The following is a 14,371-nucleotide window of genomic DNA, read 5'->3' as shown; positions in this document are numbered from 1 at the left end:
GGCGAAACTCGCTGACGGATGGCGATCTCTTTCAAGTAAGAGACCGGAAGTTTTGAACTTCCGTTGTGATTAAGGCGGATTTAGAGGGTGAGGTAATCTGAGTCAAGCCAAACCTAAAGGGTCAGGCCAACTTGCGCCACGATACCAAAGTGATCTGATCCAAGTTGCGGGCGGCTTTCTATCTGGCCGTGCGCTGGTGCAAAAATATGGTCAATTGGTAAAACGACAAGATCGCGCAAGGGAAAAGTACGTATAACAGGCCCGGCAATCTTGGTATCTGTAACATCAACAAAATGACCAAGAATGTATGACCACGGTACCATATTGAAATCGCCACCTATCAGAATGGGACCGTCAAGCGGTTCTAAAATATCAATAATCTTCTCAGCTTGTCCGCGTTGACCATGGGGCCATGGCCAATGCAGGTGGATTGAAACCAGCCAGACTTTACCGTCTGGCGTTTCAAACTGCGCGGCCACCATACCAAGTTTTTCAGGGCAAATGACAGAATCCTTGATGATGGGCCATCGCGATGCAATCGCCACATCCCCGATCGCAGCAAAAGGGCAAACAGCCTGATATGGCACCGCATTTTCGATACCATTCAGGACGGACCAATTACGACGACTGACTTCTTGTAATGTCACAAAATCTGCGTTTGCCGCGTTTATGTCATTAATGATTGGGCGATGATCCACCATCCGGAACGACAGGTTTTTCTGATACAGTGCATATGGTGATGCTAAATCTTGCGATCTTTGAAAATCGATTAGAATTGGTAATGACGCGAAACCCGCAAAAAAAATTATAAGCAGTACAGCACGCCATTTTTTGAAGAATGCTAATATAAAAGCGGTCATCAGACATAAAATTGCAAGCTCAATTCGAAATACAGCCAATGAGTCACCTAATGGATGAACGGCACCACCATAGCTTGCAAAAAGCGGTAAAAGAGGACTGCTGATTATGATTATTCTTATAAGGATTTGATTTCCAACTTTTCACATCATTATATGATTACAGCATATAAAATACCTAGTTTGGCGAATACTGCAGAATTTTTAAATACAAGGTACATTCATGGAAGCGCTATTACTTATTATTGGTGAACTACTTGTTTTTGCAATTTATCCATTTCTAAGTGTGATCTTTGGTATTGTTGCGGCGATATTAGAGGCCGTTGTTACCTTTTTTATTATGATCTTTCAGGCTTTGTTTGAAGCGAAGCGCGATAAAAAGACTGAACAAAAGACACCCGATCAAGCACCTGCACCTATAAAACGCAAACGCAGAAAATATCTGCATTGGATCGCAGTACCGCTGGTCTTTGTTGGTGTTGCGGTGGTCACAATTAACTATCTGGCTTTTGATGCTGCTGTGGGTCTGGCTTTGGGGCAGATCGAAAAGCGTACCGATTATGAAATCGAATATACGGGTGCATCGGGTGATATCTTTACGGGCCAGCTGACCATCCGTGATCTTGAGATACGCGATAGAACGGGTCTTCGTGATACAGGGTTGATGATGGGCTTTGCGGAAAATCTTGAGATTGACGTGAACATGTGGACGTTGCTGTCGCGGGATGTTGTGATCGAAAAGCTGGTTCTGAATGATGCCGTGGGCACAATCGTTCTGCCGCCCAAAAGAGAAAAGCAAAACACAGATAGGTCCCAACGTGACGGTGAACCCCGTCGCAAACGCGGTTTTACAGTGAATGATCTTGCATTCTCCGATATCTCGATCATTGCCATTGGCGCGGATCAAAAATCGCATTCGTTACAGATCGCGCAGGCCACCAGCCAACCGTTCCGCAGTCACATGGCGGTTTTTGATCTGTTTTTACGCTCTAATCTGGATGCAAATGTGAATGATGTACCACTGGTGGTGCGGACCACAGTACTGTCAGAGTACGGGCGGCGGACAGAATGGAGGTTTGATGATGTGCCGGTTACCACGGCCGCATCATTTGTTGATCGTGCGCCCTTTACCTGGCTGAATGGCGGAACGATTTCGGCGCATGTTCAGGACGAATGGGATCTGACGGACGATTACATCGACATGGATTGGCAACTTGATCTGAAAGACACTAAAATAGACGCACCCGATGATGCTGGGCGTACGCAACGATTAGTGATTTCAGTGCTGGATAAGGTTGTCGAAGATCGTGGTGGGAACGCTAGTTTGGGCTTTCAGATGCGCTTTGATCAGGACGGGCTGCGCAACGGTGCCACCACAGATATGACAGTGTTTTGGGATGCGCTGCTTGACGGTGTCATAAAGGCAATTTCGGATAATCTTGGGGAACGCGCCGAAGAAACCGAAGAGCGTATAAATACCTTGGGCGATCGGATCAAAGGCATTTTCCAAAGTGATGATCAGATCGCGCCGGAATAAGCCTGCGCGCACCATTTATTGATTGTGTCGACAATATTCTGCGGTCCGCGTTGATCGGTATAAACCTCATGCAAGGCATAGATGCCTTCGTCTTGGCCTGGCCCAATCTTCACAGACGGACGGTACAGTACAACATCCGACTGCATATTCCCTTTTTTAACGCTCAGGTGTTCTTCAAGAACGGCCTGCTGCACATCCGACAAATCAAACTGGACCTGGTCGTATTTGAAAACTGTTCTTCTACGTAATGTGACCGTACCATTTTTGGCATCAAAGATCGCTTGTGTGCGTTCGACAAAAAACACAAACAGCAACCCACCTGTCAGCCCACCGATGATCAGGGGAAAAAGCCCCTTCCAACTGCCCGACAGGATCGTTCCGATGCTGACCCCCGTAATCGCGAATGTAACGGCAGCGATGCCAATGCCATGAATCCAAGGTGTGTAATCAAGGATAAGCTGATCGGGGGTATTGCGTGTGATTTTCATGGCTTAGATGTGAAACGACTTTGTGGCCGAAATAGGGAAAGCATGATCAAACATATGGATGGAATAGCTGGGCCGATGTATGGATTGCATTGGGCGGACGGCGGGTCGATCCGGACGACATTACTGTTTACAGAATGGCGCGGCATCAGGATTAAAAACTGGCACACACCACTGTAGCTTGATCTTAACTTATCCACACCGCCATGTATAACCGAGCGCCGTCTTCTTATGTCATGGAATGAACAAAGCCTTAGGCAATATAAAACGGCGCGAAAGAGGATCCTTCGCGCCGTTCGTCTTCTTCCCGTGAGTATGGCGGGTCGTTAGGTATTAGGTTGAATGACGATCTCAACCCGGCGGTTTTGCGCGCGACCTTCTGGGGTCAGGTTGCTGGCGACGGGCTGTTCTTCACCGCGACCGATGGTACGCAAGCGACGCTGGCTGACGCCACCTTCGGTTAGAACTGATCCAACAGACCGCGCACGACGTTCTGACAAATCTTGGTTATAACCTGCAGGTCCGGTGTTATCGGTGTGACCAATAATGATCACGCTGCTGTCAGGATAATCGTTCAGGCTGCGCGACAGAACAAACAGATCGCTGCGTAGATCGGGACGCACGCGTGTACTGTCCACTGCGAACAACAGATCCTGAGGCATTGTCACGATCAGGCGTTCGCCTGTGTTAACAACATCGATGTTGTTATTCAGATCATTGCGCAATTCGGCAGCTTGTTTATCCAGCTGGCGGCCAATCAAAGCACCACCACCTGCACCGGCAAGACCACCGATGATTGCACCGCGACGGCGTTCATCGCCATCGTCACCCGCTGTTGCCGATCCAATGATCGCACCAGCAATACCACCAACGATTGCACCGGTTTTGGTGTTACGGTTCGGGTCCGTTCCACCAGAGGTGTTTGGATCCGTACAAGCCCCCAGCAACATAATGGAAACCGTTGCGGCAAGACCTAGAAATTTCGCTTTTATCATATTCGCCTCTTCATATTTTTTGGCAGCGCGTACGCTTGACTGCTCAACTATCTGCTATAATCGCTTTGTTATCCAATATCACCCGATTTTTTGGCGGATATTTGCGTAAGTCAAAGCGACTATACATTAATCAAACGCGTTTATTTTTAGGAAAATTAGCATTCTATATTGATGAGTTACAAATATTAGGTTTCTTTTGAAAGGTCTATACTTATGAATTTTCCATGCGCAAAAACAGAAAATTGCGAAAGTTCGCGCCATTCTTTTGAGCTCTTTAATGTCGGTTCGTCATGAATATCACATAGTGTCGCTTCGCTTGCCAGATTGACTAATTTAAGAAAGTTATAGATCAACTCTTGTTCGGTATCGCTAAAAACGTCAGGTGCAGCTGAGTGATCGATTGGCAACCAATCATCGACCATATTGATTACTTCGAATGCTCCAAAAGGTGCCATAGCTTTGTAAGAGGATGTAAGATCCAGCAATTAAATCACTCTGTTACGAATGCGTTTATGTATTACTATTTGGTCAATTTCTTCCATAACAATTGTCTAAATCACATGGCGAATAAAATGCAAAATACCTATGCCTCAGCCCGAGCCGCCTCATACGCCAGCATTGCGCGTTTGACGGGCAGGCCCCAGTGGTATCCGCCCAAGCCCCCGGACTTTCGCATGGCGCGGTGGCAGGGGATCAGCCAGCTGACCGGGTTGCGGCCCACGGCGGTGCCGACGGCGCGGACGGCTTTAGGGGATCCTACAGCGTTGGCGATTTCGGAATAGGTCGTGACCTGACCAGTTGGGATGGATAACAGGGCCTCCCACACTTTGATCTGGAACGGGGCCCCCAAAAGATGCAATGCGGTTTGACCCTGTTGGCCAAATGTGGCAGCGACCCATTGTTCTAGAAACCCCTTGTCTTCGCGGTACTCAGCTTTGGGCCAACGCGATTGCATATCGGCCATTGTGGATGCTTCGCCCGTTTCGGCGGCAAAGGCCAAACCACACAGCCCTTTTTCCGTCCCCATCGCCAAAGCGCGGCCAAAGGGGCTATCGAACCAACCGTACCGGATGGTCAACCCTTCACCGCGGCGGGCATAATCACCGGGACTCATCGCTTCCCATTTTACAAAAAGATCGTGCAGGCGGCTTGTGCCGGACAAGCCGGTGATGTTTGATGTCTCAAGCACTGTAAACCGGTCTTGCAACAGCGCCTTGGCGTGGCCCAATGTTAGATATTGCTGATAGCGTTTGGGTGATACGCCGACCCATTGACTGAACACACGCTGGAAATGTGACGGACTCATCTGCATTTCATTTGCCAACTCATCCAGTGACAACAGCGCACCATCGTCACGGTCGATGATATCCAAAGCACGGCGCATAACTTGATAGTGATAGGTCGTGTCGGGCATTGTTCTTCTCCTGTGTCACCAAGCTAGACTGTCCGCTGTCAATCTGCGACCCGTTTCTTGCGGCAAATTCACTTGCCTGATGCGTCGGGGCAAGGCATACCGCCCGGAATGGCAAAACAGCTTGATTATCACACGATCCGCAAGATCTTTACCCGCTTTCAAGAGGCTGAGCCTGAGCCAAAGGGCGAGCTTGAGCATACCAACGCCTATACATTGGTGGTTGCTGTGGCGCTTTCGGCCCAAGCGACAGACGTTGGGGTTAACAAGGCGACGCGCGATCTGTTCAAAATCGCGGATACGCCGCAAAAGATGCTGGATCTGGGCGAAGATCGATTGATCGGATATATCAAAACCATCGGTCTTTATCGCAACAAAGCTAAGAACGTGATGAAACTTAGCCGCATTCTGGTGGATGATTATGGGGGGCAGGTCCCAAATTCCCGGGCGGCGCTGGAAAGCCTGCCGGGCGTCGGGCGCAAGACGGCCAATGTTGTGTTGAATATGTGGTGGGGCCAACCCACACAAGCGGTCGACACCCATATTTTCCGTGTTGGTAACCGCACAGGCATCGCGCCAGGCAAAGACGTCGTAGCCGTAGAACGTGCCATCGAAGATCACATTCCTGCTGATTTTCAGCTTCATGCCCATCACTGGTTGATTTTGCATGGTCGATATGTGTGTAAGGCCCGCAAACCCATATGCGCCAATTGCCTAATCCGTGATCTGTGCCCTTTTGAGGATAAAACCCTATGAAAAAGTACCAAGTTGTTGGCATTGGAAATGCCATTGTTGATATTCTAAGCCATGCCGAAGACAGCTTTCTAAAGGACGCAGGGATCGAAAAAGGCATTATGCAACTGATCGATATGGATCGTGCCGTTGATCTTTATTCCAAGGTCGGCCCTGCACGTGAAATCAGCGGTGGGTCCGCAGCCAATACAATTGCCGGGATTGCACAGCTTGGGGGGCGGACAGCCTATGTTGGCAAAGTGAAAGACGACCAGCTTGGCGCGATCTTTGCCCACGATCTGCGCGCGCAAGGCGCAGACTATGACACTGTATTGGCCCCCAAAAGCGATCCGCAGGAAACAGGCCGGTCGATTATCGTTGTGACCCCCGACGGTGAACGGTCGATGAACACTTATCTGGGTGTGACGGAACATCTGAAAGTGTCTGATATCATCGACGCGCAAATGCAGGACGCCGAATGGATTTATCTGGAAGGATATCGATTTGACGGACCCGAAAGCCATGATGCTTTTGCCAAGGCGATCAATGCCTGTAAGGGGGCTGGTGGCAAGGTGTCATTGACACTTAGCGATCCGTTTTGCGTTGAACGTCACCGCGATGCGTTTCGCACGATGATCCAGGATCATGTGAATCTATTGTTTTGTAATCGGGCAGAATTGATGGCGATGTATCAAGGTCTGGATTTTGAAGATGCTTTGGCGAAAGCTGCTTCTGAAGTTGATATATTAGCCTGTACTGACAGTGAAAACGGCGCGCATATTTTGTCAGGCGATCAGCGTTGGCATGTGCCTGCTTATCCAACAACAGTCGTCGATGCGACGGGTGCGGGCGATCTGTTCGCTAGTGCATTCTTATGGGGCATTGCCAATAACTATGATCTAGAGGTCTGCGGCCAAATGGGCTGTATTTCAGCAGCCGAGGTTATCAGCCACATTGGCGCGCGCAGTGAAGCCAATCTGAAAGACTTGTTTCAAAAACAAGGTATTGCGGTTTAGGCTGAATTTCTGCGTATCGTAAAAATCGTTTAGCGTTCCCGTTCGGAAAGACTGTCGTTACACAGTTATCGTGAAAGTCGTGCGATGGATTATCTTTTTGTCCTGATTGGGCTGGTCGGCCTTATCATAGGTGGTGAATGTCTGGTTCGCGGCGCGGTCGCAATTGCCAAAAAGTTTAATGTATCGCCAATGATTATTGGTCTGACCTTAGTCGGTTTTGGAACGTCGACCCCAGAGCTTGTGACCAGTGTTCAGGCTGCGTTTGCAGGATCAGCAGGCATTTCCATGGGTAACGTCGTTGGCAGCAATATTGCAAATATTCTGCTTATCTTGGGCGTGGCTGCCGTTATTTGTCCGTTGGCGGTGACACCCTCTGCATTGCGGCGCGACGGGGTGGTATTGGTGTTGGCATCTTTGCTTTGTCTTATTGTGGTGATGAACGGGTCGCTTAGCCGTCTTGTTGGGATGTTGTTGATAAGCGGGCTTGTTACCTATCTTTTGTTCACGATCAGTGTCGAGCGTCGGAACAAAACCAAAGCGACTGAAACCTATCAGGCCGAAGCGGATATTGTGACGACGCCAAATGGGATGATGGTGCCGGTGGTCTTTCTTGTTGGCGGTCTGGTCCTAACGATTTTCAGCGCGCGCTTTCTGGTGATGGGGGCCGTTGCAATCGCACAGGATTTGGGTCTGTCAGAGGCCGTGATCGGTTTAACAATCGTTGCCGTGGGAACATCGATGCCAGAGCTGGTGACATCCATCATCGCCGCACGCAAAGGTCAAAGCGATGTCGCGTTGGGTAACGTTATTGGCAGTAATATCTTCAATATACTTGGTATTCTTGGCGTCACCGCTGTTCTGCAGCCTTTCCAAATTCCTGCCGTGATTGCGGAATTCGATATCTGGGTGATGGTGGCTGTAACCTTGGGGTTGGTTGTTTTTGCAATCACAGACTGGCAAATCAAACGTCGCGAGGGCGCAATCTTCGTTGGCGGGTATATTGTTTATTTAGGTTGGCTTTTGCTTCACGCTTAGACTTTGCGACAATACAAGAATGCTAAGATAGTAAATTCACAACTTAAAGGCGTTTTTTTGGGATATCTTCTTGTATATATTAAGGAATTATGTTTCATATATGAATGTCTAAACTACATTTTGTATGAACTGGTCAGGTGGAATGCTGCGGTTTATAAATTCGCTTTCTCAAAGACAGAAATCCATCATTCTTCTTGGGTTAGACATCTTTCTTGTTCCGATTGCGGTTGTTTGCACGATACTTCTTCATGCTGATTTGCTAAGCCCACTTTCGCGCTACTCAAGTATGTGGCCGCTATTGCCGCTGCTAATGCTTTCAGCGGGTCTTATTGCACAAACAACTGGCATCGCGCGCACCATGCTGAACGCCTATGCTGTATCGGCCTTTTTGCATACGGCCCTTTTTGCGATATCGCTTTCTGTAATCGCTTTTCTTTTATCGCTGCTAAGCGCAGTAGACACGCCGGTTACCGTTTTCGTATCATTTGCGATCAATTTCTTTCTGTTATCTGCAGGCAGTCGGTTGATTTTAATACAGATTATGATGGCGCTTTACCGGGTGAATGAACCCGTAAGGCGCGTTCTGGTTTATGGGGCTGGGCGTACAGGTATTCAATTGGTGACAGCACTGCGCCGTCACCCGCGATTGCAGCCTGTCGCGTTTGCAGATGATAATGCAGCTTTGGCTGACCTAACAGTCAAGGGTTTGCCGGTTTTTCGGACGGCCAATCTTGAAAACACGATTCAAGAAATGAAAATTCAACGCGTTATTCTGGCAGTTCCATCTTTGTCTGATGCAAAATCAAACCAGTTGACCAAACGGATTGAAAGGCTTGGTATAGATGTTCAGGCTTTGCCGTCTTTTGCGCAATTGACCGGTGAAGAGGTTCCTTTCGATCAGTTGTCGCCGTTACGTATCAGCAATCTTTTAGGTCGTGAGCCACAGGAAAATAAATCGGCGACAGTTTGCGAAGATTATAAAAACAAGTCAGTTCTGATCACTGGGGCAGGTGGAACCATCGGATCTGAGCTGTGTCGTCAAATTCTGGACTGCAAGCCACGACGCATTGTTCTTTTCGATCTAAGCGAACTGGGCCTTTATACAATTCAACAAGAACTGCTAGCATTGAAGTCTGCTGAAAATACGGTTGAGATTGTGCCAATTCTGGGGTCCATCACGAATGAAATTCTGGTTCAAAAATCGCTGCAAATGCATAAAATTGACGTGATTTTACATGCGGCAGCATATAAGCATGTGCCGCTTGTTGAACACAACCCGATAATCGGATTGCAAAACAATGTCTTAGGTACAGCTGTTCTGGCAAGTGCGGCACATAAGTATGGCGTTCAAAGGTTTGTGCTTATTTCAAGCGACAAGGCTGTGCGCCCTGCGAATATCATGGGGGCTTCAAAGCGGTTTAGTGAACTGATCGTTCAGGATCTAGCCACGAGGGCCAAGGCGACAACGTTTTCGATTGTGCGATTTGGTAACGTTATGGGATCATCCGGATCGGTGTTGCCCTTGTTCGAAGATCAAATCTCACGCGGGGGGCCAGTAACGGTTACGCATCCTGATATCACGCGATATTTCATGACGTCGCAAGAAGCTGTGAAATTGGTCTTGAAAGCAGGTCATTTTGCCAAGGGCGGGGATGTCTTTGTTCTGGATATGGGCAAGCCAGTACGCATTCTGGATGTGGCGCACCAAATGATCCTGGCAACAGGCTATTCAGTCAAAACCAAAGATAATCCACACGGTGATATTGAAATCATGTTTACAGGGCTGCGCCCAGGGGAAAAGCTGCATGAAGAGCTGATGGTGAATGCGGGTGACCAGATTACGCTGCATGATAAAATCTTTCGTGTCCGCGAAGCCTATTTGTCTGAACTTGAAATGGCTCGCGCACTTCGGATGCTAAGTGATGCAATTTCTGAAAATAATGCCGATCAGGCCCGCGCTGTTTTGACAGACTGGATATATGGTTACAGCTTTGCGGCCCAAAAAGCTGGATCATAGATGGATGTTTTCCTTCCCTCAACCATGGTTGTGAGTCATAATACGTCAAATAAAAAAATACATCGCAAAAATAAGCGATGGAATAAAATGAAAAGAGGCAGTGCTGTGGGATATGTTTCGCGACATAGCTTTCTGGTTATATTTTTCGGGGTCTGCGTGTTGGGCCCCAGTCGGGCTGAGCAGCCTGATATTATAACTTTGAATTTTCAGGGCGTGCCGGGTTTGATCGATATGCCCAGTGCACAAAGTTTGCCTGATGGTGAATTGGGTGTGAGTGTATCGCATTTTTCCGGCATCACGCGAAACACACTGACCTTTCAGATTACAGATCGTTTGTCCGGTAGTTTTCGCTATAGCGGCACACAGGATTGGCCGAACAGTGGGTTCGACACCTATTATGATCGTAGTTTTGATTTGCGTTATCGCGTTCTGGATGAAGGGCGAATTTTACCGGATGTGACAGTGGGCCTTCAGGACTTTGCTGGCACGGGTCTGAACTCAGCTGAATACATAGTGGCCACGAAAACCATCGTTCCCAAACTGCGCTTCACGACAGGTGTTGGATGGGGTCGACTTGCGACCTATGGTGAATTTTCCAGCGTATTTGGTTCAGATGACCGATCCACGGATTTCGAACCAACGGGCGGCACAATTAACGAAGGGCGCTGGTTCCGGGGGCCGATGGCTTTCTTTGGTGGTGCTGAATGGGATGTTGCCGAAAATATAACGCTGCAGGCTGAATATTCTTCTGATGATTATGTCGAAGAATCCAGCCGTGACATCGTGGACCGTGCAGCCCCTTTCAATTTCGGGATACAGTATCGCCCGCGTGACGGTTTGGCTTTGGGTGCCTATTACATGTACGGCAGCGAAATTGGGGCCCAGGTATCGTTCATATTCAACCCCAAAAATTCAGCTTACGGCACGGAAACGGCGCCCTTGCCGGTACGTGTTACCGAACGTGACCTGCAAGCCAGCCAATCTTGGGGCGCCGCACCAGAGCTTTCGACTGCACAGAAAGACCAACTCGCGCTTTCGACCGTTCAATTGTTCAAGGAACAGGGGCTTGAGATGGAGTCCCTTAAGATCGACGGTGCAATTGCCACAGTCTGGTTCAGAAATCCGACATACGATATCGAAGCGCAAGCCATTGGCCGGGCTGCGCGATCACTCACGTATTCCATGCCCGAGCAGGTCCGCCGTTTTGTTCTGGTTCCAACGCGCCTTGGGGTACCATTGTCCAAAATCACGATTGATCGCGGTGATCTGGCGCGTGCCGAGTTCGATATAAATGGTGCTGCCCGTCTGAAGCAGCAGGTCAAAATTGAAGACGCTGCCGATACGCCCCTTGGCGGAGAGCGCGTTGACGATCTGTATCCCCGCTTCAATTATTCAATTGGCCCTTATGTTTCGACTTTGTTGTTCGGATTGGAAAACCCTGTACAGGCTGATGTCGGCGTTCGTGTTGCTGGCCGCTATGATGTAGCACCCGGATTGTCGTTCAACGGGTCGATCCGCAAACGTCTTATCGGCAACTTAAGCGAAGGTGTTGACGTCAGCGAATCTGAGCTGGAGCCCGTTCGCACAGAACGTCCACGTTATGATCGCGAAGGTGATCCTGCATTGGAACGTCTGACCGTTGACTACCATTTTCGTCCTGGCACAAACCTTTATGGCCGTGTATCAACTGGATATCTGGAACGTATGTACGCAGGTGTTTCCACAGAAATGCTTTGGAAGCCAGTCGATAGCCGTTTAGCCCTTGGGGCTGAATTGAACTATGCGCGCAAGCGAGATTACGATCAAGATCTACAACTGCTGGATTTTGACGCATACACTGGATTTCTATCGGCCTATTATGATTTTAATAACGGCTTTCAGGCTCAGGTTGATATTGGGCAATATCTAGCGGGTGATCAGGGCGGAACGTTCACGTTGGCGCGTGAATTTGATAATGGCTGGCGCGTTGCAGCCTTTGCAACTTTTACTGACGTGTCATACGAAGAATTTGGCGATGGGTCTTTTGACAAGGGTATTACTTTGACCGTTCCTATATCGACCGTAACCAGCAAACCATCGCGCGAGACAGCCAACCTTGTTATCAGGCCCTTCCAGCGGGATGGTGGCGCACGACTGCAAGTCGAAGATCGGTTGTATCCAATTGTGCGCGATTATCATGAACCGCAGCTAAACGATACGTGGGAGCGCGTTCAAAGATGATTTTTCGGATCAAACCGATCGTGTGGCTGCTTTGTTTCCCCATGCTTGCGTCTTGCAGCAGTGGCAGTGGGCTTGAAACATCAGCATTGCAAGGATTGACCACCACATTGGCCGATGTCTTTCGCGGCAATAAAGACCGTCAGGCGGCAAATGCAAACTTTAATCCGGCGACATCTATTACACGTGCGCAGGTTGCATCTTTGCCCGCCAGAACATGGGTTGCACATCTTGACGAACGGAACGCATGGGCCAGCTTGACCTTGCTTGGTAATAACCGCGGTGTGCGTACATATCTGACCGAGGATAGCATATCAGTCAGCCTGCGTCAGGGTGTTTTGGTTGCAACGCGCGGATTGGGGAATGACGTTCATGTCGCAAACCCAAACCCTACACTTGCTGCTTTATCTTCGCAGGGAACGCGCGGGCGTTATACGCGCGAGATGACATTTCTTGACCCAACATCACAGAAAATCAGCACATTATTCAGTTGTACAATGACCCCAATCGGGCCGACAGCAGTTACAATTGCGCAGACACGTCAAGCGACGCGGCAATATTCAGAAGATTGTCAAAGCGACACTCGAAAAATCACAAATCTGTTCTGGACGTCAACATCTGGTGCGATGACCCGTACACGCCAGTGGGTCAGTCCAACAGTTGGGTATTTAGATACCTATTTAGTAAAGCCCTGAGGTAAAACGGCAATAAATTGTATAAATTTAAGACAAGGCGTGCTTGTTGTGAATTTTTACTGTATGTTGTTATCAAATGCTTAATCGACAAAGGAAGCAGATCATGAAAAACCTTACTGCGCTGGCAACGATTACTGCCATTGTGCTTTCATCGACTTCCGCATTTGCGGGCAGTGTTGGTGGCGCCAATGTTGAAGGCGAACCTGTAGTGGTTAGCGAAAATCAAGGTGAACCCCAAGGGTCACTTGGTCTTGGCGGTCTTGGAACAGCTGGTGTTGTTCTGGCGGGTGTTGCCTTGCTTGCAATTGCAGCGGCTGCATCAGATGATGGCGATTCATCTTCTGATCACTAAAGAGCTACGAAATAACAAAACAACGCCTGCATTTGCGGGCGTTTTTTGTTTCTGATCTTCGTCTGGTGGAAAGATTTTTATAAATATTTGTTTTTGAAAGAAAATGTTGATATTTATGATATCAGAAAAGCCGATTTTATGCGGCACTTTTCTAAGATGCCCACGTTTTCATTGCCGGTATTTTACCCAAATTTAGTTAAATCACGTTTTCAACCGCAAGAAGGCTGGCGGCGGTATGCAACCTAGCATTTATGATACTGCATTTGTTGCTGACCTTTTTGATCGGTGCTCGTCAAATTATCGAAGATGGAGTGCTGTAAGTTCCTTTGGTTTTATCTGTCTGTGGCGTCGCCAGTGTTTTGCCCGTCTGATCCGGCCAAAGCAATCTGGTTTGTTGCAGTCGATCTGATGGCAGATACGCGTAGAGGTTTGGCCACATCTTCTTCGGCGGTTCACAGACCTGGACAGAATCACAGCACTTCATATTTCGCACCGTATGCATTTGGAGGCGGTTGAACGCCTTCACGTTCAATATGCAAATAAGATCACGCATCTAGAGGCGGATATCTTACAGATGGATCTTCCTGCTGACTATGCGGATCTTGTTGTATCAACATTTGGTCTCAAAACCTTTGATACAGACCAGCAATCTATTTTGGCCAATCAGATTGCTCGCATCTTGAAGCCAGCGGGCAGTTTTCTTTGATTGAAGAATCAGACCCAAAGGGCTGCCTATTACGCCAGATTTATCGCTTATATCTTGGCCAAATTTTACCTCAAATCGAAAGGTTTTTTTAAAGGGCACCCATGACTTTAGCATGATCGGCACTTATATGCGTAATTTTGAAAACAGTGGCTATATAGCCAATGCATTACGCAGTGCTTGTCTGACGGTGACAATGAAGAAACACGTATTTGGCTGTGCAACACGTGTCGCTGGGTATAAGCTATTACAGCCTTTCATGGATACGTCGTGATCACAGCTTAGCTGGATATTTTCATATTTAGACAGGTCAATACAG

The 14,371-nt window shown here is 48.4% G+C and carries 15 protein-coding genes; 10 read left to right on the top strand and 5 right to left on the bottom strand.

Annotated elements, in window-relative coordinates; genetic code table 11:
* Nucleotides 1–113: 113 nt before the first annotated feature.
* Nucleotides 114–701: an endonuclease/exonuclease/phosphatase family protein gene (locus HRQ87_RS00365; RefSeq protein ID WP_246251595.1), complete on the bottom strand. Its 588-nt coding sequence runs from the start codon at nucleotides 699–701 to the stop codon at nucleotides 114–116.
* Nucleotides 702–1,080: 379 nt separating this feature from the next.
* Here HRQ87_RS00365 and HRQ87_RS00360 point away from each other — a divergent pair, with 379 nt between their 5' ends.
* Nucleotides 1,081–2,394, top strand: a complete 1,314-nt coding sequence (locus HRQ87_RS00360) for an AsmA family protein (RefSeq protein ID WP_174134374.1) — start codon at nucleotides 1,081–1,083, stop codon at nucleotides 2,392–2,394.
* Here the strand turns inward: HRQ87_RS00360 and HRQ87_RS00355 are convergent.
* Nucleotides 2,376–2,882, bottom strand: a complete 507-nt coding sequence (locus HRQ87_RS00355) for a hypothetical protein (RefSeq protein WP_174134373.1) — start codon at nucleotides 2,880–2,882, stop codon at nucleotides 2,376–2,378. The genes HRQ87_RS00360 and HRQ87_RS00355 overlap by 19 nt on opposite strands.
* Nucleotides 2,883–2,936: 54 nt before the next feature.
* On the opposite strand from HRQ87_RS00355, the gene HRQ87_RS20410 reads away from it, so the two are divergent.
* Entirely contained in the window at nucleotides 2,937–3,059 is a 123-nt protein-coding gene (locus HRQ87_RS20410) for a hypothetical protein (protein ID WP_281356556.1), read from the top strand.
* Between the two features lie 146 nt (nucleotides 3,060–3,205).
* On the opposite strand, the gene HRQ87_RS00350 is transcribed toward HRQ87_RS20410, so the two are convergent.
* From HRQ87_RS00350 to HRQ87_RS00340, 3 genes are all read right to left on the bottom strand, one after another.
* Nucleotides 3,206–3,874, bottom strand: coding sequence for a YiaD family glycine zipper/OmpA-like lipoprotein (locus tag HRQ87_RS00350; RefSeq protein ID WP_174134372.1), 669 nt, complete (start codon nucleotides 3,872–3,874; stop codon nucleotides 3,206–3,208).
* A gap of 185 nt (nucleotides 3,875–4,059) precedes the next feature.
* Nucleotides 4,060–4,359 carry a hypothetical protein gene (locus tag HRQ87_RS00345; protein ID WP_174134371.1) on the bottom strand — a complete coding sequence of 100 codons (300 nt, stop codon included), beginning with the start codon at nucleotides 4,357–4,359 and terminating at the stop codon, nucleotides 4,060–4,062.
* A gap of 98 nt (nucleotides 4,360–4,457) precedes the next feature.
* A complete protein-coding gene (locus HRQ87_RS00340; protein WP_174134370.1) occupies nucleotides 4,458–5,288 on the bottom strand; it encodes a bifunctional helix-turn-helix domain-containing protein/methylated-DNA--[protein]-cysteine S-methyltransferase in 831 nt (276 codons plus the stop codon).
* A 108-nt stretch (nucleotides 5,289–5,396) separates the two neighbouring features.
* Here HRQ87_RS00340 and nth point away from each other — a divergent pair, with 108 nt between their 5' ends.
* From nth to HRQ87_RS20110, 8 genes are all read left to right on the top strand, one after another.
* Entirely contained in the window at nucleotides 5,397–6,041 is a 645-nt protein-coding gene (gene nth, locus HRQ87_RS00335) for an endonuclease III (RefSeq protein WP_174134369.1), read from the top strand.
* Complete coding sequence (locus HRQ87_RS00330) at nucleotides 6,038–7,033, top strand: adenosine kinase (RefSeq protein WP_174134368.1); 996 nt, start codon at nucleotides 6,038–6,040, stop codon at nucleotides 7,031–7,033. Before nth ends, HRQ87_RS00330 begins: the two co-directional genes overlap by 4 nt.
* A gap of 84 nt (nucleotides 7,034–7,117) precedes the next feature.
* On the top strand, nucleotides 7,118–8,068 hold the full coding sequence (locus HRQ87_RS00325) for a calcium/sodium antiporter (RefSeq protein ID WP_174134367.1): 951 nt from the start codon (nucleotides 7,118–7,120) through the stop codon (nucleotides 8,066–8,068).
* Between the two features lie 142 nt (nucleotides 8,069–8,210).
* Complete coding sequence (locus HRQ87_RS00320; protein WP_174134366.1) at nucleotides 8,211–10,085, top strand: polysaccharide biosynthesis protein; 1,875 nt, start codon at nucleotides 8,211–8,213, stop codon at nucleotides 10,083–10,085.
* Between the two features lie 87 nt (nucleotides 10,086–10,172).
* A complete protein-coding gene (locus tag HRQ87_RS00315) occupies nucleotides 10,173–12,305 on the top strand; it encodes a YjbH domain-containing protein (RefSeq protein ID WP_174134365.1) in 2,133 nt (710 codons plus the stop codon).
* Nucleotides 12,302–12,997 (top strand): YjbF family lipoprotein, encoded by a 696-nt coding sequence (locus tag HRQ87_RS00310; RefSeq protein ID WP_174134364.1) that lies wholly within the window; start codon nucleotides 12,302–12,304, stop codon nucleotides 12,995–12,997. The genes HRQ87_RS00315 and HRQ87_RS00310 overlap by 4 nt, the downstream gene beginning before the upstream one ends.
* Before the next feature lie 103 nt (nucleotides 12,998–13,100).
* Complete coding sequence (locus HRQ87_RS00305; RefSeq protein ID WP_174134363.1) at nucleotides 13,101–13,349, top strand: hypothetical protein; 249 nt, start codon at nucleotides 13,101–13,103, stop codon at nucleotides 13,347–13,349.
* A 496-nt stretch (nucleotides 13,350–13,845) separates the two neighbouring features.
* Nucleotides 13,846–14,055, top strand: coding sequence for a class I SAM-dependent methyltransferase (locus HRQ87_RS20110; protein ID WP_246251594.1), 210 nt, complete (start codon nucleotides 13,846–13,848; stop codon nucleotides 14,053–14,055).
* Nucleotides 14,056–14,371: the final 316 nt, after the last annotated feature.

The organism is Parasulfitobacter algicola (assembly GCF_013315265.1).
GTDB classification, from domain to species: domain Bacteria; phylum Pseudomonadota; class Alphaproteobacteria; order Rhodobacterales; family Rhodobacteraceae; genus Parasulfitobacter; species Parasulfitobacter algicola.
Note: the sequence above shows the minus strand (reverse complement) of the source record. Positions and strands in the feature narration are given on the sequence as shown.